The 18,631-nt window shown below is 69.8% G+C and carries 22 protein-coding genes and 2 tRNA genes; 12 read left to right on the forward strand and 12 right to left on the reverse strand.

From position 1 onward, the window contains the following. Positions 1-17: 17 nt before the first annotated feature. A complete protein-coding gene (locus ACFU8V_RS10150; protein ID WP_378870815.1) occupies positions 18-1,718 on the reverse strand; it encodes a long-chain-fatty-acid--CoA ligase in 1,701 nt (566 codons plus the stop codon). Positions 1,719-1,782: 64 nt separating this feature from the next. Between ACFU8V_RS10150 and gatC the strand changes: the two genes are divergently transcribed. From gatC to ACFU8V_RS10180, 6 genes are read left to right on the forward strand one after another with little or no spacing between them, the layout of a single operon-like run. Then, on the forward strand, positions 1,783-2,082 hold the full coding sequence (gene gatC, locus ACFU8V_RS10155) for an Asp-tRNA(Asn)/Glu-tRNA(Gln) amidotransferase subunit GatC (RefSeq protein ID WP_025103377.1): 300 nt from the start codon (positions 1,783-1,785) through the stop codon (positions 2,080-2,082). After that, the gene (gene gatA / locus ACFU8V_RS10160) at positions 2,079-3,596 is read left to right on the forward strand and encodes an Asp-tRNA(Asn)/Glu-tRNA(Gln) amidotransferase subunit GatA (protein WP_378870818.1); all 1,518 of its coding nucleotides are present in this window, start codon (positions 2,079-2,081) and stop codon (positions 3,594-3,596) included. Before gatC ends, gatA begins: the two co-directional genes overlap by 4 nt. Further along, a complete protein-coding gene (gatB, locus tag ACFU8V_RS10165; protein WP_025103379.1) occupies positions 3,596-5,110 on the forward strand; it encodes an Asp-tRNA(Asn)/Glu-tRNA(Gln) amidotransferase subunit GatB in 1,515 nt (504 codons plus the stop codon). The genes gatA and gatB overlap by 1 nt, the downstream gene beginning before the upstream one ends. Before the next feature lie 50 nt (positions 5,111-5,160). Beyond that, positions 5,161-6,417, forward strand: coding sequence for a DNA polymerase IV (locus ACFU8V_RS10170; protein ID WP_378870822.1), 1,257 nt, complete (start codon positions 5,161-5,163; stop codon positions 6,415-6,417). A 37-nt stretch (positions 6,418-6,454) separates the two neighbouring features. Continuing rightward, positions 6,455-6,772, forward strand: coding sequence for a hypothetical protein (locus tag ACFU8V_RS10175; protein WP_060922768.1), 318 nt, complete (start codon positions 6,455-6,457; stop codon positions 6,770-6,772). Then, a complete protein-coding gene (locus ACFU8V_RS10180) occupies positions 6,756-7,337 on the forward strand; it encodes a hypothetical protein (protein ID WP_378870826.1) in 582 nt (193 codons plus the stop codon). The genes ACFU8V_RS10175 and ACFU8V_RS10180 overlap by 17 nt, the downstream gene beginning before the upstream one ends. 6 nt (positions 7,338-7,343) lie before the next feature. Here the strand turns inward: ACFU8V_RS10180 and ACFU8V_RS10185 are convergent, their stop codons facing one another. From ACFU8V_RS10185 to orn, 6 genes are all read right to left on the reverse strand, one after another. Continuing rightward, a complete protein-coding gene (locus ACFU8V_RS10185; RefSeq protein WP_315108009.1) occupies positions 7,344-7,841 on the reverse strand; it encodes a DUF2017 family protein in 498 nt (165 codons plus the stop codon). Beyond that, positions 7,838-8,137, reverse strand: a complete 300-nt coding sequence (gene clpS, locus ACFU8V_RS10190) for an ATP-dependent Clp protease adapter ClpS (protein ID WP_025103384.1) — start codon at positions 8,135-8,137, stop codon at positions 7,838-7,840. The genes ACFU8V_RS10185 and clpS overlap by 4 nt, the downstream gene beginning before the upstream one ends. Next, positions 8,128-8,475, reverse strand: coding sequence for a metallopeptidase family protein (locus ACFU8V_RS10195; RefSeq protein WP_025103385.1), 348 nt, complete (start codon positions 8,473-8,475; stop codon positions 8,128-8,130). Before ACFU8V_RS10195 ends, clpS begins: the two co-directional genes overlap by 10 nt. A 33-nt stretch (positions 8,476-8,508) precedes the next feature. Beyond that, complete coding sequence (locus ACFU8V_RS10200; protein WP_085607447.1) at positions 8,509-9,138, reverse strand: LysE family transporter; 630 nt, start codon at positions 9,136-9,138, stop codon at positions 8,509-8,511. Positions 9,139-9,206: 68 nt separating this feature from the next. Continuing rightward, a tRNA-His gene (locus ACFU8V_RS10205) sits at positions 9,207-9,282 on the reverse strand. A 36-nt stretch (positions 9,283-9,318) separates the two neighbouring features. Further along, positions 9,319-9,945, reverse strand: a complete 627-nt coding sequence (gene orn / locus ACFU8V_RS10210; RefSeq protein WP_025103387.1) for an oligoribonuclease — start codon at positions 9,943-9,945, stop codon at positions 9,319-9,321. Positions 9,946-10,006: 61 nt separating this feature from the next. Here orn and ACFU8V_RS10215 point away from each other — a divergent pair. Beyond that, positions 10,007-10,082: transfer RNA gene (locus ACFU8V_RS10215), tRNA-Arg, on the forward strand. 26 nt (positions 10,083-10,108) lie between these two features. Here ACFU8V_RS10215 and ACFU8V_RS10220 read toward each other — a convergent pair. After that, entirely contained in the window at positions 10,109-10,381 is a 273-nt protein-coding gene (locus tag ACFU8V_RS10220) for a hypothetical protein (RefSeq protein ID WP_025103388.1), read from the reverse strand. Between the two features lie 206 nt (positions 10,382-10,587). Here ACFU8V_RS10220 and ACFU8V_RS10225 point away from each other — a divergent pair, with 206 nt between their 5' ends. The 4 genes from ACFU8V_RS10225 to ACFU8V_RS10240 all read left to right on the forward strand — a co-directional run bounded on the left by ACFU8V_RS10225 (position 10,588) and on the right by ACFU8V_RS10240 (position 13,794). Next, complete coding sequence (locus tag ACFU8V_RS10225) at positions 10,588-11,043, forward strand: single-stranded DNA-binding protein (protein ID WP_378870833.1); 456 nt, start codon at positions 10,588-10,590, stop codon at positions 11,041-11,043. Positions 11,044-11,052: 9 nt separating this feature from the next. Further along, positions 11,053-11,538 (forward strand): DUF6993 domain-containing protein, encoded by a 486-nt coding sequence (locus ACFU8V_RS10230; protein ID WP_249521913.1) that lies wholly within the window; start codon positions 11,053-11,055, stop codon positions 11,536-11,538. 80 nt (positions 11,539-11,618) lie between these two features. Then, positions 11,619-13,298 (forward strand): energy-dependent translational throttle protein EttA, encoded by a 1,680-nt coding sequence (gene ettA / locus ACFU8V_RS10235; RefSeq protein WP_025103391.1) that lies wholly within the window; start codon positions 11,619-11,621, stop codon positions 13,296-13,298. Between the two features lie 7 nt (positions 13,299-13,305). Then, complete coding sequence (locus ACFU8V_RS10240; protein ID WP_025103392.1) at positions 13,306-13,794, forward strand: thioesterase family protein; 489 nt, start codon at positions 13,306-13,308, stop codon at positions 13,792-13,794. An 8-nt stretch (positions 13,795-13,802) separates the two neighbouring features. Here the strand turns inward: ACFU8V_RS10240 and ACFU8V_RS10245 are convergent, their stop codons facing one another. Next, complete coding sequence (locus ACFU8V_RS10245; RefSeq protein WP_025103393.1) at positions 13,803-14,690, reverse strand: acyl-CoA thioesterase II; 888 nt, start codon at positions 14,688-14,690, stop codon at positions 13,803-13,805. 50 nt (positions 14,691-14,740) lie between these two features. Between ACFU8V_RS10245 and ACFU8V_RS10250 the strand changes: the two genes are divergently transcribed. Continuing rightward, positions 14,741-15,406: a hypothetical protein gene (locus ACFU8V_RS10250; RefSeq protein WP_378870839.1), complete on the forward strand. Its 666-nt coding sequence runs from the start codon at positions 14,741-14,743 to the stop codon at positions 15,404-15,406. Positions 15,407-15,437: 31 nt separating this feature from the next. Here the strand turns inward: ACFU8V_RS10250 and ACFU8V_RS10255 are convergent, their stop codons facing one another. From ACFU8V_RS10255 to ACFU8V_RS10265, 3 genes are read right to left on the reverse strand one after another with little or no spacing between them, the layout of a single operon-like run. Beyond that, positions 15,438-17,102, reverse strand: a complete 1,665-nt coding sequence (locus ACFU8V_RS10255; RefSeq protein ID WP_378870842.1) for an FAD-binding dehydrogenase — start codon at positions 17,100-17,102, stop codon at positions 15,438-15,440. Next, complete coding sequence (locus ACFU8V_RS10260; RefSeq protein ID WP_378870845.1) at positions 17,099-17,548, reverse strand: globin; 450 nt, start codon at positions 17,546-17,548, stop codon at positions 17,099-17,101. The genes ACFU8V_RS10255 and ACFU8V_RS10260 overlap by 4 nt, the downstream gene beginning before the upstream one ends. After that, positions 17,545-18,621 carry a mechanosensitive ion channel family protein gene (locus ACFU8V_RS10265; RefSeq protein WP_025103397.1) on the reverse strand — a complete coding sequence of 359 codons (1,077 nt, stop codon included), beginning with the start codon at positions 18,619-18,621 and terminating at the stop codon, positions 17,545-17,547. The genes ACFU8V_RS10260 and ACFU8V_RS10265 overlap by 4 nt, the downstream gene beginning before the upstream one ends. Positions 18,622-18,631: the final 10 nt, after the last annotated feature.

Below are 18,631 nucleotides of genomic sequence, written 5' to 3' on the forward strand. Positions count from 1 at the left end.
CTTCCTGTGGGGCCGGCTCAGACCCCCGACGTGAGGGCGAGCAGCTTCTCCTTCACCTGCCGGCGGAGCACCTTCCCGATCAGCGACTTCGGCAGCTCGTCGACGACGAAGACGCGGCGCGGCACCTTGTACGGGGTGAGGATGCTCCGCGCGTACTCACGGATCGCCTCCACGTCGACATCGGCTCCGGGGTCGACGACGATCGCCGCGACGACCTCCTCGCCCGAGTGGTCGCTGGGGAGTCCGACGACCGCGGCGTCCGCCACCGACGGATGCTGGCGCAGCGCGTTCTCCACCTCGGTCGGGGCGACGTTGAAGCCGCCGGTGATGATGAGCTCCTTGATGCGGTCGACGATGCGGACGAAGCCGGCGTCATCGATCGTGACGATGTCGCCGGTCCGGTACCAGCCGTCGACGAACACGGCCTCGGTCTCCTCGGGCTTGCCGTAGTAGCCGGAGAAGACCTGAGGACCCCGCACGATGAGCTCCCCGGCGGAGCCCTCCGGCACATCCTCGGTGGGATTCTCCGGATCGACGATGCGGCACTCCGTGCCCGGGAGAGGGAGTCCCACGGTGCCGGGAACCCGGTTGTCGGCGACCGGGTTCGCCATGAGGACGGGCGAGCACTCGCTCAGCCCGTAGCCCTCGACGAGGTAGCCGTGCGTTGCGGCCTCGAACGGGACGACGAGCTCGTGCGGGAGGGCCATGGCCCCGGAGATCGCGACCTCGATGCCCTCGAGGGAGACGCCCTTGGCGTTGGCGGCCGCGAGCAGCCGGTCGGCGATGGGCGGCACGAGCGGGAGGAACGTCGCCGGATGCTTCTTGACGACGTCGAGCACGAGGTCCGGGTCGAACTTCGGGAACAGCACCAGACGCGCGCCCATCGACATGGCGAAGGTGAGGCAGAGTGTCAGCCCGTACGCATGGAACATCGGCAGCACGGCGTACACGACGCAGCCCTTGCCGCGCTGGATCGACGGCACCCAGGCTTGGGACTGGGCGGCATTGGCGAGGAGGTTGCGGTGAGTGAGGGCGGCGCCCTTCGGTGTGCCGGTCGTGCCGGACGTGTACTGGATGATCGCCAGGTCGTCGGTGTCGGGCTGAGGATGCGAGGCGGGGATCGGGGTGCTGGCCACCACCGACTCCCACAGCACGGTGCCGCGGACGCGCTCGGTCAGCGCCGCCCTCGACTCTCTCGCCTTCGCGACCGGCAGCCGGAGGGCGAAGCGGGTGAGGGCCGGCATCGCTCGCGTCACGTCGACCGAGATGAGAGTCGAGACGGCGAGGTCGCTCGGGAACTCCTGCACCGTCGCGACGACCTTGTTCCAGACGATCGCGTGCTTGGCGCCGTGGTCCTCGAACTGCTTGCGCAGCTCGCGAGGGGTGTAGAGCGGGTTGTGCTCGACCACGACCGCACCGAGACGCAGCACGGCGTAGAACGCGACGATGTGCTGCGGGCAGTTCGGCAGGACGATCGCGACCGGGTCGCCCGCACGGACGCCGAGATCCCGGAGCCCCGCGGCGGCGCGATCGATCGCCTCCTGCAGCTGCGCGTAGGTGGTCTCCCTGCCGAAGAACTGCAGGGCGGGGGCATCGGGATAGTCCCGCGCCGACGCGGCGACGATGTCCACGAGGGAGCCGCTGACGGGGGCGAGGTCCTCCGGAACGCCGTCGGCGTAGCTGGCGATCCACGGGCGAGGGGGCTGGAACGTGCTCACGCGCCCAGCTTAGGCGGGCCGCGCCGCGCCGAGCGGCGGGCGGCTCGCCAACTAGACTGGGGGTGTGTCTGAAATCACCCCTGATCTTGTGCGCCATCTCGGCGTGCTCGCGCGCATCCAGCTGAACGACGACGAGGTGACGCGGCTCACGGGCCAGCTCGACGCCATCGTCGACAACATCGCCAAGGTGTCCGAGGTCGCGACCGCCGATGTCGCCGCGACGAGCCACCCGATCCCGCTGAGCAATGTGTTCCGTCCCGACGTGGTCGGCGAGACGCTCACGCACGAGCAGGTGCTGCAGAACGCCCCGGATCAGGCCGACGGCCGGTTCCGCGTCACCGCGATCCTGGGAGAAGAGCAGTGAGCGACATCATCCGGCTGACCGCGGCGGAGCTCGCCGACAAGCTCGCGACGCGGGAGGTCTCCAGCGTCGAGGCCACGCAGGCGCACCTCGACCGCATCGCCCAGGTCGACGGCGACGTCCATGCGTTCCTGCACGTCAACGAGCACGCGCTCGACGCGGCGGCCGAAATCGACGCCCGCCGCGCCGCGGGGGAGGACCTCGGGCCGATCGCCGGTGTCCCGCTCGCGATCAAGGACGTGCTCGTCACGACGGATCAGCCGACCACGAGCGGCTCGCGGATCCTCGAGGGGTACCGCTCGCCGTACGACGCGACGGTCGTGGCCCGATCCCGTGCCGCCGGACTCATCCCGCTCGGCAAGACGAACATGGACGAGTTCGCGATGGGCTCCTCGACGGAGCACTCCGCCTACGGCCCGACCCGCAACCCCTGGGACCTCGACCGGATCCCCGGCGGCTCGGGTGGGGGCTCCGCCGCGGCCGTCGCCGCCTTCGAGGCCCCGCTCGCCCTCGGCTCCGACACCGGCGGATCGATCCGTCAGCCGGCGCACGTGACCGGCACGGTCGGCGTGAAGCCGACCTACGGCGGCGTCAGCCGCTACGGCGCGATCGCACTGGCGTCGAGCCTCGACCAGGTCGGCCCGGTCACCCGCACGGTGCTCGATGCCGGTCTGCTGCACGACGCGATCGGCGGGCACGACCCGAAGGACTCCACGTCGCTCGACGAGCAGTGGCCGTCCTTCGCCGCGGCCGCACGCGAGGGTGCGCGCGGGGACGGCCTCAAGGGCCTCCGTGTCGGCGTCATCCGCGAGCTTCCCGACAGCGGCTTCCAGCCGGGGGTTGCGGCCTCCTTCCGCAGCGCCCTGGCCCTGCTGGAAGCGCAGGGTGCGGAGATCGTCGAGATCGGTGCACCGCACTTCGAGTACGGCGTCGCCGCCTACTACCTGATCCTCCCGGCCGAGGCCTCGAGCAACCTGGCCAAGTTCGACTCGGTCCGCTTCGGTCTCCGGGTCACCCCGGCGGGCAACCCCACGGTGGAGGACGTGATGTCCGCCACGCGCGACGCCGGTTTCGGCGACGAGGTCAAGCGCCGCATCATCCTCGGCACCTACGCGCTGTCGGCGGGATACTACGACGCGTACTACGGCAGCGCGCAGAAGGTCCGCACGCTGATCCAGCAGGACTTCGCCGCGGCCTTCGCCGATGTCGACGTCATCGCCACGCCGTCGGCCCCGACCACGGCCTTCAAGCTCGGCGAGAGGATCGACGACCCGCTGCAGATGTACCTGAACGACATCACGACGATCCCGGCGAACCTCGCCGGCGTCCCCGGCATCTCGATCCCCAGCGGTCTCTCGGACGACGACGGGCTGCCCGTCGGCATCCAGTTCCTCGCGCCGGCGCGGGAGGACGCCCGCCTCTACCGGGTGGGTGCCGCCCTCGAGACGCTGCTCGTGGATTCCTGGGGCGCGCCGCTGCTGTCCCGTGCCCCCCAGCTGGAAGGAGGCGCGCGCTGATGGCCGCCGCCACGCTCATGGACTTCGACAAGGCGCTCGAGCTGTTCGAGCCCGTCCTCGGTTTCGAGGTGCACGTCGAGCTCAACACGAACACGAAGATGTTCTCCGACGCTCCCAACCCCGCGAACGAGGCGTACCACGCGGCGGAGCCGAACACGCTGATCGCCCCGGTCGACCTGGGACTGCCCGGTGCCCTGCCGGTCGTCAACGAGACGGCCATCCGCTCGTCGATCAGCCTCGGCCTCGCGCTCGGCTGCTCAATCGCGGAGTCCAGCCGGTTCGCCCGGAAGAACTACTTCTACCCGGACCTGGGCAAGAACTACCAGATCTCCCAGTACGACGAGCCGATCGCCTTCGAGGGGTCGGTCGAGGTGGAGCTCGAGGACGGCACCATGGTGACGATCCCGATCGAGCGCGCACACATGGAGGAGGACGCCGGCAAGCTCACGCACATGGGCGGCTCGACCGGCCGGATCCAGGGCGCCGAGTACTCGCTCGTCGACTACAACCGCGCCGGCGTCCCGCTCGTCGAGATCGTGACGAAGACGATATTCGGCACCGATCACCGGGCTCCCGAGGTCGCCAAGGCGTACGTCGCCGCGATCCGCGACATCGTCCGCGGACTCGGCATCTCCGAGGCTCGGCTGGAGCGCGGCAACCTGCGGTGCGACGCCAACGTCTCGCTCCGTCGTCGGGGTGAGGAGAAGCTCGGCACGCGCACCGAGACGAAGAACGTCAACTCCATGCGATCGGTGGAGCGCGCGGTGCGGTACGAGATCCAGCGTCAGGCGCAGATCCTCGCCGACGGCGGCACCATCATCCAGGAGACCCGGCACTGGCACGAGGACACCGGGACGACCTCTCCCGGACGTCCGAAGTCGGACGCCGACGACTACCGGTACTTCCCCGAGCCGGATCTGCTTCCGGTGCAGCCGCCGCGCGAGCTGATCGAGGAGCTGCGCGCCGCCCTGCCCGAGCAGCCCGTCGCCCGTCGGCGCCGGCTCATGGACGAGTGGGGCTTCACCCCGCTGGAGTTCCAGGACGTGCGCAACGGCGGTCTGCTCGACGTCGTCGAGGCCACGATCGCCGCCGGGGCCACGCCGGCCGCGGCACGGAAGTGGTGGACGGGGGAGATCACCCGCCTCGCCAATGCGCAGGAGAAGGACGCGGTCGACCTCGTCAGCCCGGAGAACGTCGCGGCGCTGCAGCAGCTCGTCGACGCCGGGACGCTGACCGACAAGCTCGCACGCCAGGTGCTGGAGGGCGTGATCGCCGGGGAGGGCACGCCGCAGGAGGTCGTCGACGCGCGCGGTCTGGCCGTGGTCTCGGACGACGGTGCGCTCATCGCGGCGATCGATGAGGCCCTCGCGGCGCAGCCCGATGTGATGGCCAAGATCCAGGACGGCAAGGTCCAGGCCGCGGGTGCCATCATCGGGGCGGTCATGAAGGCCATGAAGGGCCAGGCCGACGCCGCCCGCGTCCGCGAACTCATCCTCGAGCGCGCCGCGCAGTGATTCGTTTTTCCCTGGGCCTCGATGTCGGAGGCCCAGGGGACAATGGGCTCATGGGACACGGTGATGGCAGAGGCCGCATGGTGTCCTCGGCCGATGCCGACGACTCCGGGACGCGCATCCTCCACGTCGACATGGACGCGTTCTATGCGGCCGTCGAAGTGCTGGACGACCCGAGTCTCCGCGGGCTGCCGCTGATCATCGGGGCTCCGGACGGGCGCTCCGTGGTCTCCAGCGCCTCCTACGAGGCACGGCGCTACGGCGTCCGTTCGGCCATGCCCGTGTCGCAGGCCCTCCGGCTGTGCCCCACGGCACGGATCGTCCCGCCGCACTTCCACCGGTACCAAGAGGTGTCGCGGCAGGTGATGGCGATCTTCGAGTCGTTCACGCCGCTCGTGGAGCCGCTGTCGGTGGACGAGGCGTTCCTCGACGTACAGGGTGTGCGCCGGCTCTGGGGGAGCCCCGCCCGGATCGCGGCCCAGATCCGTGAGCGCGTCCTCGCGGAGGTCGGCATCACGTGCAGCGTCGGCGTGGCCGCGACCAAGCATGTGGCGAAGATGGCGTCGACGATGGCCAAGCCGGACGGGATGCTCGTGGTCGCGGAACACGACACTCTCGCCTTCCTCGCGCCGCGCCCCGTGCGAGCGCTGTGGGGCGTGGGGCCGAAGGCGGCGGAGGCCCTGGAGGCCCGCGGCCTCCGCACGATCGGAGACCTCCGCACCGCATCGCCCGAGATGCTGGACCGCGCCGTGGGGCCGGCGCTGAGCGCGAGGCTCGCGCAGCTGGCGCGGGGGGAGGATGCGCGTGGGGTCGACACCGAGCGCGTCGAGAAGAGCATCGGACACGAGGAGACCTTCGACCACGACGTCACGGATCGAGCCTTCCTCCGCGCGGAGCTGCTGCGGCTCGCCGATCGCGTGGGCGCGCGCCTGCGCCGGGCCGGGTGGGAGACCTCCACGGTCGCGATCAAGATCCGCTTCGACGACTTCCGGACCGTCACCCGCTCCCAGACGTTGCCGGAGCCGACCGCGGTCGGCCAGCGCATCGGCGAGGCGGCCCAGAGCCTGTTCGCGCTCATCGAGCGCAGTGATCCGGTCCGCCTCGTGGGCGTCCGGGCGGAGAACCTCCGGCCGGCGGGAGGCAGCGCGCTGGCGCTGTGGGACGAGGACGAGGACTGGCGCAAGGTCGAAGGGGCCGTCGACGAGGCCATGGCGCGGTTCGGTTCGGCGACGATCAGCAGGGCGCGCCACATCGGACGCGGTGAAGGACGGGGCGCCGCGCGGCATCCGAAGGACCACGGCGTCGATTGACCGCGCGCCGCAGGCCGCCGTCGGCTACCGTGGGAACATGCCGAACATTGCACTGGAACTCGGGAATCAGGTCGCGTCCTTCGGCGTGAAGAGCGCGTACGGAGAACCGCAGGAGATCGATGGCGTCACCGTCACTCCGGTGGCGTTCACCTACGCGGGCTTCGGCGGAGCCAGCGGGGACGGCGGAGAAGGCGGCGGAGGTGGCGGCGTCTCGGTGCCGGTGGGCGTCTACGTGCGGCGCGAGGAGGGCCTGCGCTTCGAGCCGAACATCGTGACGCTCCTCGTCGTGGCCGTCCCCTTCGTCTGGGTCGCCGGTCGGGCCCTCACGCGCATCATCCGTGCCCTCAAGAAGTGACGATGCGGTCGCAGCGGCGCTCTCGCACGCGGCGACGCTGATCGCGGAAGACGTCCGCGCACTCGCGGCATCCAACCCCGTCGTGCTGATCGACGGCGGGAGCGGCGCAGGCAAGACCTCTCTGGCCGCGCGCGTGGCGGGGGCCTGGCCGGTCACCGGACGCGTGCAGGTCATCGCGTTGGACTCCCTCTATCCCGGCTGGGATGGCCTCGACGACGGGGCGGAGCGCGCGCTCGAGGGCATCCTCCGTCCCCACGGACGCGGGCTTCTCGGGGCGTGGCGTCGCTGGGACTGGGAGCACGGCGAGGAGGCGGAGACCCACGCCGTCGATCCGGCCCTCGGCGTCATCGTCGAGGGCAGCGGGATCCTGCGACCCTCGACGGCACGCCTGGCCGACATCCGGATCTGGGTGGAGTCCGGCGAGTCATCGCGGAAGGCCCGTGCGCTGGCGCGGGATGGCGACACCTACCGCCCGCACTGGGACCGGTGGGCGGCGCAGGAGCGCCGTCACCTCGAGCGAGACCGTCCGAGGGAACTCGCCACTCGCGTGATCGAGGTCCCGTGATTCCGCTCAGCGGAGGGCGTCGGCGTCGCTCTCGTCCACGGCTTCGATGAGCAGCTCGAGACGGTATCCCAGCCAGTCGTAGACGGCCTGGCCGTCACCGCCGACGTCGGGTTCGTCGTCGGTGATGCCGAGCCGCGTGGCGATGACGAGCCGGATGGCGGTGAGGGTGCGGAGCCACGCGTCCACGTCCTCGCGCCGTACGAGGACGTCGCGGGGAACGCGGGCGCCCTCATCGGTCACCTCGGCGTCGGGGTCGAACACCTGCAGCGCCGTGCGCATGACCCGCGCATCGTGCAGCCGTCGGTCCAGGAGGTCCGCGCGGGTTGCCGAGGCGAACGCCGCCGCGGCGTCGTCGTCGTCCGGATAGGCGTTCGGCGTCAACCGGGCCACGCCCGGGTCGTCGCCTTCGGAATCCCGGAGCAGGTCCATGAAGTCATCGACGAGCCGGGCCAGGTGCATGCCCTCGATCGTGGCGACCGAGACGGTGATCGGTGGGGTCTTCATGCGGCCTTCCTGACGGTGGCCCAGAGCCCGTAGTCGTGCATCGCCTGCGCGTGCACCTCCATGGTCTCGCGGGGTCCGGTGGCGACGATCGCGTGTCCGTCGTGGTGGACGGCGAGCATGAGGCGGGTGGCATGCTCGCGGGTGTAGCCGAAGTAGGTGCGGAAGACGCGGACGACGTAGCTCATCAGATTCACCGGATCGTTCCACACGACGACCTCCCAGGGCTCCAGGGGCGCAGCGGAGAGATCGGTGGCTTCATCGATCTCGGGAAGAGCAGTCGACACGGTCAGGCCCATCCGAGCTCGTGCAGGTGGGCGTCGTCGATGCCATGGAAGTGCGCGATCTCGTGGACGAGGGTGGTGTGGATCTCGTCGCGGAGTTCGTCGATGTCCTCACACTGCGCGAGGTGCGGTTCCCGGTAGACGATGATGCGATCGGGCAGCTCACCCATCCCGTACTGCGTGCGCTCCGGCAACGCGAGGCCGTCGTACAGGCCGAGCAGATCGAGGCTGCCGTCCTCGGGACGATCCTCCACCACGAAGACGACGTTCTCGAGCTGCTCGACCATCTCGTCGGGCAGCTGGTCGAGTTCGTCGATCACGAGGGCCTCGAAGGCCGCGGCGTCCATGTCCATCCCCTCCAGCCTACGGGGACGACGACGGGTTCCTCAGTGCAGGAGGACGAGCAGCGCCGCGACGCCGATGAAGAGGCTTCCGAACACGGTGTTGAGGATCCGCTGGCCGTGCGGAGAGCGGGTCAGGCGCCGGAAGGGGCGTGCGGCCGTGGCGAAGAATCCCCACATGACGAGCACGTCGACCACCACGACGGTCGCGACGAGGGCCAGGTACTGGGGGAGCGGAGGCTGGTCCAGCCGTATGAACTGCGGGATGAACGCGAGGAAGAAGACGATCGCCTTGGGATTCAGCAGGTTGACCCAGAAGCCTCGGCGCATCATCGACCAGTGGCTCTCCCGGGCATCCACGGGATCCGGCGCGTCATCGAGCGCCGGAGCGGGGCGGGTCAGGATCAAACGGATGCCGAGGTACACCAGGTAGGCGGCGCCGGCGTATCGGATGAGGTTGAACAGGACGTCCGAGCGCGAGACGAGGAGCCCGACGCCGGCAGCCACGATCACGACATGCACGATGAGCGCGATCTGCTGGCCGATGATTCCCCAGATCGAGCGCTTCCAGCCCTGCGTGAGGGAGTTGGACATCGTGTTGATCGCGCCGGCCCCCGGCGTGAAGCTGATCACCACGGATGCGGTGAGAAGAGAGAACCAGACCGCCAGTGACACCAGGACAGTCTAGGGCCCGCGTGAGAGGCGAAGAGGCTCGGACCGAACCGGTCCGAGCCTCTTCGAGCTGGGGTGAGTAACGGGGCTTGAACCCGCGACCTCCTGGACCACAACCAGGCGCTCTACCAACTGAGCTATACCCACCATGCGCCCGTCGAAACAGGCAACCCCACGAGTCTATTACATGTTCGGGGCGAACTCCGACACCGTGCGCGCGGCGATCTCCTTGGCGTCGTCGCTGGAAGGGCCCGGCTCGTCCACGAAGACGGCCTCCCGGTAGTAGCGGAGCTCGCGGATCGACTCCAGGATGTCGGCCAGCGCGCGGTGGCCCCCGTCCTTCGCCGGAGCCTGGAAGAACACGCGGGGGTACCAGCGGCGGGAGAGCTCCTTGATGCTGGAGACATCGACGTTGCGGTAGTGGAGCCACTGGTCGACCTGAGGCATGTACTTCGCGAGGAACATCCGGTCGGTGCCGATCGTGTTGCCGGCGAGAGGGGCGCGGCGCTCGAGGGGGACGAAGCGGCGGATGTACGCCAGCGTCTGCTCCTCCGCCTCCTCGAGGGTGACTCCGTGCGGGATCTCGTCGATGAGCCCCGAGGTCTCGTGCATGGCGGTGACGAAGTCGTTCATGTTCGCGAGCGCGTCCGCGCTCGGACGGATGACGACCTGGAATCCGGGGTCGAGCGGACGGAGCTCGAAGTCGGTGACCACCACCGCGATCTCGACGAGCTCGTCGACGGCGAGATCGAGCCCCGTCATCTCGCAGTCGATCCAGACGAGGCGGTCGTTCTCCGAAGCAGTCACCATGTCGCCATCCTATCGACGGCCCCGACATCGACCCGCGGGGCGCGGTACGGTAGAGACGTCCGCCTCCGTAGCTCAGGGGATAGAGCAGGAGCCTTCTAATCTCTTGGTCGCAGGTTCGAATCCTGCCGGGGGCGCCACTGATCGCCCGTCACATCGACGGCTCTCAGCAGTGCCGCAGCGCGTCGACCGCGTCGTCTGCGCGCCAGAACTCGCCGATCAGCCGGAACCCGCCCGTCGCCAGATGAAGCCGCTCCGCGCGGTAGCGGACGCCGAGGGGATCGGCCACCGCGCGGAGGTGACCGAGGACATGCTCGCGGCTGTCCTGGACACGCCACAGGTGATCGGCGGCACGGACGAGGTGCTCTCGACGGGACGCGAGCGGCGGGGCTGCAAGCGGGACTCCGGGAGCGGGGGTCGAGGTGGTGGTGGCGGTCATGGTCTCTCCTTCCATGGTTCGAACATACGACCGGCCACCGACATTCGTCCGGGTGTCGATATCCGGCGGTGACCGGGCCTCTTCTGCACGGACCCTCTCCGCTGTCGACCTTCCACAGAACGCGCGATCGCGCCCTCGCGCACCCGTCGGCTCGGTGCACGCTGGAGGTCATCCGGCCGCCGAGCCGGCACCGAGAGGACGAACACATGATCGACACCGTGACCATCGTGGGCAGAGTCGCGACGGACCCCACCCCCGGGCGGACGAGCGCCGGAGTGCCCGTCACGAACTTCCGGCTGGCGAGCACGCACCGGCGCTTCGACCCGGCGAGCGGGACCTGGGTGGATGCGGGGACCAACTGGTTCTCGATCGCCGCCTTCCGACGGCTGGCGGAGCACGCGCGGGCATCGCTGCGAGTGGGCGACAGCGTCATCGTCTCCGGGCGACTCCGGGTGCGCCCGTGGGAGAGCAACGGCAAGCAGGGGACGAGCGTCGACATCGACGCGGACACCATCGGACACGATCTGCGGTGGGGGACCACGGCGTATCGGCCGAGCCCCCGGCCGTCATCCGGGGAGGCGGGGGAGAGCGCTGATCTCTCGACGGTGGATGACGAGGCGCACGACGCGTGGGATCAGCCTGCAGAGACCGAGGCGGCCTAGACTCTGCTCGTGCTCCGATCGGTCCTCCCGTCCCGCGCTGCGGCGCTCGTGCTCGTCGCCGGTGTCTCGGCCGCCGTCCTCGCCGGATGCGCGCCGGAGCCCTCGGCGACGCCGACTCCCACGGCGGCAGCCACCGCTGATCCGACGCCGTCCGCCGCTCCTGCTCTGGTGCCGGACGGGAGCGCCGAGGACAACCTCCCCGTCTTCACGGCGGTGGCGGAGCAGGTCTGGGGGACGGAGCAACGCGGGGAGGGGCGCGCGTACGTCGACGGTCTCGTCGCGGCGGGATTCGATCGGGACGCCATGCAGCTCACGCCGGACCAGTCCACGGTCGGGAACCCGGCGGAGAGCATCCAGTTCTCGGTCCGCTGGGGCGAGGAGGAGTGCCTGATCGGACAGGTCGGTCCCTCCACCGGTGCCGTCGTGACCACGGTCATGCCCCAGCTGGCCGGCGGGCGGTGCCTGGTGGGCGCGACGCGGCCGATCGACTGGTGACTCGCGTACACAGATAAGCCCACTCGCGGCCGGTAGGCTGGAGTGTCGATCTTCGACGCCAACAGAAGGAGCGGTTTTCGGTGGCTGAGTACATCTACTCCATGGTTCGTGCCCGCAAGGCGGTGGGTGAGAAGCTCATCCTGGACGACGTCACGATGGCGTTCCTGCCGGGCGCGAAGATCGGCATGGTCGGCCCCAACGGCGCCGGAAAGTCGACGATCCTCAAGATCATGGCCGGGCTCGACACCCCGTCCAACGGTGAGGCCAAGCTCTCGCCGGGGTACTCCGTCGGCATCCTCATGCAGGAGCCGGAGCTCGACGAGTCGAAGACGGTCCTCGAGAACATCCAGGACGGCATCGCCATCAAGGCCAAGGTCGACCGGTTCAACGAGATCTCCGCGCTGATGGCCGATCCGGACGCCGACTTCGACGCGCTCCTCGCGGAGATGGGGACGCTGCAGGAGGAGATCGACGCGGCGGACGGCTGGGACCTCGATTCCCAGCTCGAGCAGGCGATGGACGCCCTCCGCACCCCGCCCGGCGACGCGGCCATCGCTCCGCTCTCCGGTGGTGAGAAGCGCCGTGTGGCGCTGGCCAAGCTGCTGCTGCAGAAGCCCGACCTGCTGCTCCTCGACGAGCCCACCAACCACCTCGACGCGGAGAGCGTGCTCTGGCTCGAGCAGCACCTCCAGTCGTACAAGGGCGCCGTGATCGCCATCACCCACGACCGGTACTTCCTCGACCACGTGGCCGAGTGGATCGCCGAGGTCGACCGCGGACGCCTCATCGGCTACGAGGGCAACTACTCGACGTACCTGGAGAAGAAGGCCGAGCGCCTCGACATCCAGGGCAAGAAGGATGCCAAGCTCGCCAAGCGCCTGAAGGACGAGCTCGACTGGGTCCGCTCCAGCGCGAAGGGCCGTCAGACGAAGTCGAAGGCGCGTCTGGCACGGTACGAGGAGATGGCGGCCGAGGCGGAGCGCACCAGGAAGCTGGACTTCGAGGAGATCCAGATCCCCGCCGGTCCTCGACTCGGCAACGTCGTCATCGAGGCCAAGAACCTCAAGAAGGGCTTCGACGGCCGCTCGCTCATCGACGGCCTGAGCTTCAGCCTTCCGCCGAACGGCATCGTCGGCGTCATCGGCCCGAACGGCGTCGGAAAGACGACCCTGTTCAAGACCATCGTCGGGCTGGAGCCGCTGGACGGCGGCGACCTCAAGATCGGCGAGACCGTCAAGATCAGCTACGTCGACCAGTCGCGGTCGTCGATCGACCCGAACAAGACCCTGTGGGAGGTCGTCTCCGACGGCCTGGACTTCATCACGGTCGGCAAGACCGAGATCCCGTCCCGTGCCTACGTCTCGAAGTTCGGGTTCAAGGGCCCGGACCAGCAGAAGAAGGCCGGCGTGCTCTCCGGTGGTGAGCGCAACCGTCTGAACCTCGCGCTCACCCTCAAGGAGGGTGGCAACCTGCTCCTCCTCGACGAGCCGACCAACGACCTCGACGTCGAGACGCTGAGCTCCCTGGAGAACGCGCTGCTCGAGTTCCCCGGCTGTGCGGTGGTCATCACCCACGACCGGTGGTTCCTCGACCGGATCGCGACGCACATCCTCGCCTACGAGGGCACGGACGAGAAGCCCGACCAGTGGTACTGGTTCGAGGGCAACTTCGAGGCCTACGAGCAGAACAAGATCGAGCGTCTCGGCCCGGATGCGGCGAAGCCCCACCGGTCGACGCACCGCAAGCTCACCCGCGACTGAGGCGGCCATGAGCACCGACTCGCCGGGTTCCCGCCTGCACATCCCGATCCACCTCCGTTGGGGCGATCTGGATGCGTTCAACCACGTCAACAACACCTCGATGCTCAAGCTGCTCGAGGAGGCGCGCGTCCGCGCGTTCTGGCGTGCGGGACCCGGCGAGGAGGCGCCGTCCACCGCCGTCCTCGACTCCGGGATCGAGGAGGGGATCCTGACGCTCATCGCGCGGCAGGAGATCGAGTACCTCGCTCCGGTTCCGTACCAGCGGCGCCCGCTCGAGGTGCAGATGTGGTTCGGGAAGCTCGGCGGGTCCAGCGTCGAGGTCTGCTACGAGGTGCACAACGACCCGGCCGCCGAGCCGCGTGAGCTCTACGCGCGATCCACGGCCATCATCGTGCTCGTCGACGCGGGCACGGGACGGCCGACACGCCTGACAGCGGAGATGCGCGAGGCGTGGGAGCCGTACGTCGGTCCCTCCATCGAGTACGCACACCGCTGAGCGCAGCGTCAGCGATCCTCGGGAACCCGGATCATGATCTCCTGAGCGACGCTCGCCACGAGCGTGCCCTCTCGGGTGTACACGCGCCCCGTGGCCAGGCCGCGACCGCCGCGGGCGCTCGGCGACTCCTGCACATAGAGGAGCCACTCGTCCACGCGCGCCGGACGGTGCCACCACATCGCGTGGTCCAGGCTCGCGACCTTCAGGCCGGGAAGTGACCAGGAGACCCCGTGAGCGCGCAGGATCGACTCCTGGATCGTCATGTCGCTGAGGTAGGCCAGCGCGGCACGATGCAGCCGCTGGTCGTCGGGGAGCGGGGCGCGCAGTCGCATCCACACCGCCTGCCGGGGGACCCGTTCGTCATCGTTCGGCAGATAGAGGGGGGAGTCGACGTGGCGGATGTCGGCCGCACGCTCGCTCAGCATGCGTCGCGCGCCTCCGGCGAGTCCGGGCACACGGTCCTCATCGGGGGCGAGGTCTTCCGGGACGGGCACACCGGCGGGCATGGGCTCGGCGTGCTCCACCCCGGGGTCGGCATCCTGGAACGAGGCGATCATCGAGAAGATCGGCACGCCGTTCTGGTACGCCTGGGTGCGGCGGGTGGAGAACGAACGTCCGTCGTGGATCCGGTCGACGGCGATGGTGATCCCCTGGCTCGCATCGCCGGGACGGAGGAAGTAGCCGTGCATCGAGTGGACGGCGCGGTCCTCCGGAAGCGTGCGCTCCGCGGCCACGAGGGTCTGCGCGAGCACCTGTCCGCCGTAGATGCGGCCGCTCGGCATCGGGTGCGACGAGCCCGTGAAGATGTCCTCGGTGGTCCGCGCCTGGGTGGCGTCGAGGTCGAGGACGTCGAGAAGACGCTCCACGGTCTGGATGGCGTGCTCGTCGGCGCTCATGTGTTCCCCTCCGCGGCCCGGGGTCGCCGCTCGTTGGTAGTTTAGAACGCGTGACCCCTCAGCTCCTGCTCGCCGATCCGGACACGGCGAAGGATGTCCTCACGTTCACCGGCCGCGCGGCCCGGGTGTCCGACGAGGGTGTGCGTCTCCAGGCTCATCAGGGCGTCCTGGCGCTCACCACGGCGGTCCTCGCGCCTCAGGGGCTCTTCGATCAGACGCCGACGATCCTTGCCATGCGCATCGTCCGTGCCGACCCGGAACTCGCGTGCGACCTCGTGATCGACGCCCTGAGGTCGACGGACGACCCGCAGCGCCTCGCTCTGCCGGAGACCGCTCTCTCGCCCGCGTGGGCCGGTGTCGCGCCCCCACGACAGGGGTGGGCGCTGGAGTCGACCCTTCCCGCCTCCGTCATCGCGCAGCGCGCGCAGTGGGGCATCTCCGCGGTCGCGCACGGCGCGGGACCGGGATCCGGCGAAGAGGCGGTGCGTGCGCTCCGCGCGGCGATCTGGGGCGAGCCGGACGACGACCTCGGCGGCCTGCCGCGCGGCGTCGCTTTCGCGGCCGACGCGCTCGGCTTCATCTCCGGCGAAGAGGACGTGCCCGTGACGCGTTCCGGTCGTTGGACGCGGCTCGCGTTCCGCCGCGGCCACGTGCTCGCCCGCGGTCCCGTGGCCTCCGGGCTGACCGGCGTGCGAGCCACCGGCACCCGCGCCTGACGGGACCACGGGACCGGCGGGCAGCTCCGGATCAGCCGAGGGCAGCCGCTGCGCGTCCGGCCTGACGGCCGGAGAACAGGCACCCGCCGAGGAACGTGCCCTCCAGGGCTCGGTAGCCGTGCGCGCCACCGCCGCCGAAGCCGCTGGCCTCGCCCGCGGCGAAGAGACCCGGAATCGGCGCGCCGCTTCCTTCCAGGGCGCGACCGTCGAGATCCGTGTTGATCCCCCCGAGGGACTTCCTGGTGAGCACGTGCAGCTTGACCGCGATCAGCGGCCCGGCGGCGGGGTCCTGGAGCCGATGCGGGGCCGCGGTGCGGATGAGCTTGTCCCCGCGATAGGCCCGCATCGAGCGCAGCATGCCGATCTGCGGGTCCTTGCTGAAGTCGTTGGCCATCTCCCGGTCCCGGGCGACCACCTCGCGGCGCACGTCCTCGATGTCCAGGAGCTCGCCCCCGGGGTGGGCCGCCATCTGCTCCAGCAAGGACTCCAGGTCGTTCTCGACGATGAAGTCCTCGCCCTCGTCGAGGAACGACTGCACGGGTCCGGTCGGCCCTTTCGCGAGGCGGGACTTGAGGAGCAGGGCCACGTCCTTGCCGGTGAGATCCGGGTTCTGCTCGCTGCCGGACAGCGCGAACTCCTTCTCCACGATCTGCCGCGAGGTCACGAACCAGGAGTGGTCGTGGCCCGTCCGCCGCAGGTGCTCGAGCGTGCCGAGGGTGTCGAAGCCGGGGAAGAGCGGAACGGGGAGCCGGTGTCCGGTCGCGTCGAGCCACAGCGACGAAGGCCCGGGCAGGATGCGGATGCCGTGCTGCGGCCACACCGGGTCCCAGTTGGTGATGCCTTCCACGTAGTGCCACATCCGGTCGCCGTTGATGAGGCGGGCGCCGGCGGCGGCGCTCACGCTCTGCATCGAGCCGTCGACATAGGCGGGCACGCCGGAGAGCATGTGCGCCGGGGGAGTGCCGAGGCGCGAGGGCCAGGCCGCGCGGACGAGGTCATGGTTTCCGCCGATGCCACCGGAGGCCACGATCGTCGCCGTCGCGTCGATCTCGAACGCGCCGATCACGTCTCGGGACGAGGGGACGCCCCGGGCGGCACCGTCCGACGCCAGCACGCTCCCGCGGGCACCGGTCACGCGCCCGCCGGTGAGGACGAGTTCCTCGACGCGGTGTCGGGCGAGGACGGTGAGCCGTCCCTCGCGCTCTCCCTGCTCGACGGCGGCCGCGAACGGGGCGACGATCCCCGGCCCGGTGCCCCAGGTGATGTGGAAGCGAGGGACCGAGTTCCCCGGACCGAGGGCGCCGTAGCCGCCCCGCTCGGCCCAGCCGACCACCGGGAAGAAGCCGACGCCGCGGGCGCGGAGCCACGAGCGCTTCTCACCGGCCGCGAACTGCAGATAGGCCTCTGCCCAGCGCCGGGGCCACTCGTCCTCGGGGCGGTCGAATCCGGCGGTGCCGAACCAGTCCTGGGTCGCGAGCTCGAGCGAGTCGGTGATGCCGAGGCGGCGCTGTTCCGGAGAATCCACGAGGAACAGCCCGCCGAAGGACCACCACGCCTGCCCGCCCAGGTTCGTCCGCGGTTCCTGGTCCACGATGACGACCCGACGTCCGGCCTCGAGGGCTTCCGCGGCGGCGACGAGACCGGCCAACCCCCAACCGATCACCAGGACGTCTGCGGTCGGGGGTGTGGTCGTCATGGGGTCTCCGTTGATTCCTGACGGGAGCGGGTCTCCAGGGTCGTGCGCCCCTGGGGTGCCGTGCCGATGCCGGACGGCTCGAATGTGTTCACCATGGCATAGGCGGCGCGCTCCAGGTAGTCCCAGAGAGTGGTTTCGTGCAACGGGGACAACTGCGCCTCGTCCACGGCGGTGCGCATATGACGAAGCCAACGATCGCGGGCGTCGGGGTCGACCCGGAAGAGCATGTGACGCATCCGCAGGCGGGGATGGCCGCGGGTCTCGCCGTAGGTGCTCGGGCCGCCCCAGTACTGCTCGAGGAACAGGAGCAGGCGCTCCTCGGCCGGACCGAGGTCCTCCTCCGGGTACATCGGCTTGAGCACGGGGTCGAGGGCCACCTCGCGATAGAACACCGAGACGATCTTCGCGAACGTCTCGCGCCCACCGACCTCGTCGTAGAACGTCACTTGTCTGCACTCCCGTCGCCGCCGGTGTTCTTCTTGCGCCGCCAGATGCCGCGATCCGGGATGACGGGCACCCCGGTGACGGCGTTGGGGCGCGTCTTCGGCGGGTTGGCGCCCCGGACGCGGCGCGCACCCTCCAATCCGGTGGGCACGACGTCCGCGAGACGTGGCACGTCGATCTCCTTCTCCAGCAGAGCGGCTCGAAGGCGACGTCGGAGCTCCTGCGCCACGTCGTCTCGCGCGTTCGCTCTGGTCTTGATGACGGCGCGCACCACGAGGGCGTCGCCGTCCACCGACTCCAGGCCCCACAGCTCCGGCTTCTCCACGATGCGGGTGCGCCACTTCGGGTCCTTCGCCAGGCCCTGCGCCGTCTCCAGCAGGATGTGCTCGACCTGTTCGAGGTCGGAATCGGGTGCCACACCGATGTCGACGATCGCGCGCGCCCAGCCCTGCGACATGTTCCCGATCCGGGTCACTTCGCCGTTGCGCACGTACCAGAGGGTCCCGTTCACGTCCCGCACCTGGGTCACGCGCACACTGACGTACTCGACGACGCCGCTCGCCAGCCCGAGGTCGACGACGTCGCCGATGCCGATCTGGTCCTCGGCGACGAGGAAGATGCCGTTCAGCACGTCTTTGACGATGTTCTGGGCACCGAAACCGAGGCCGGCACCGACCGCCGCCGTGAGAAGGGTGAGCGATCCGAGGAGAGCATTGTCGATCGCGTTGACGATGAGGATGATCGCGATGATCACGAGCATCACGTTGACGATGTTCTGCAGGATGGTGCCGAGTGTGCGTGTGCGCTGGACCAGTCGCATGTCGGCCAGCGGGGAGCGTTCGAGTGCCTGGGTGTCGTCGACGGCGGCCTTGTTCTTGGCGGTGTCGACGATGCGGTGCACGACCCGCCTGATCACCCGGCGCAGTACGAGCGCGATGAGGACGCAGGCGCCGATGATCAGGGCGATCTGCAGGAGCTTGCCGCCGACCGTGGTCAGCAGCGTGAGCATGTCCTCCACCCAAGGGGGGAGCTCGGTCGGCGTCGGCGTGGGGGTCGTCTCAGCGGAAATCAGCATCGTCTCGATG

This window comes from Microbacterium sp. NPDC057658 (assembly GCF_042799975.1).
GTDB lineage: Bacteria > Actinomycetota > Actinomycetes > Actinomycetales > Microbacteriaceae > Microbacterium.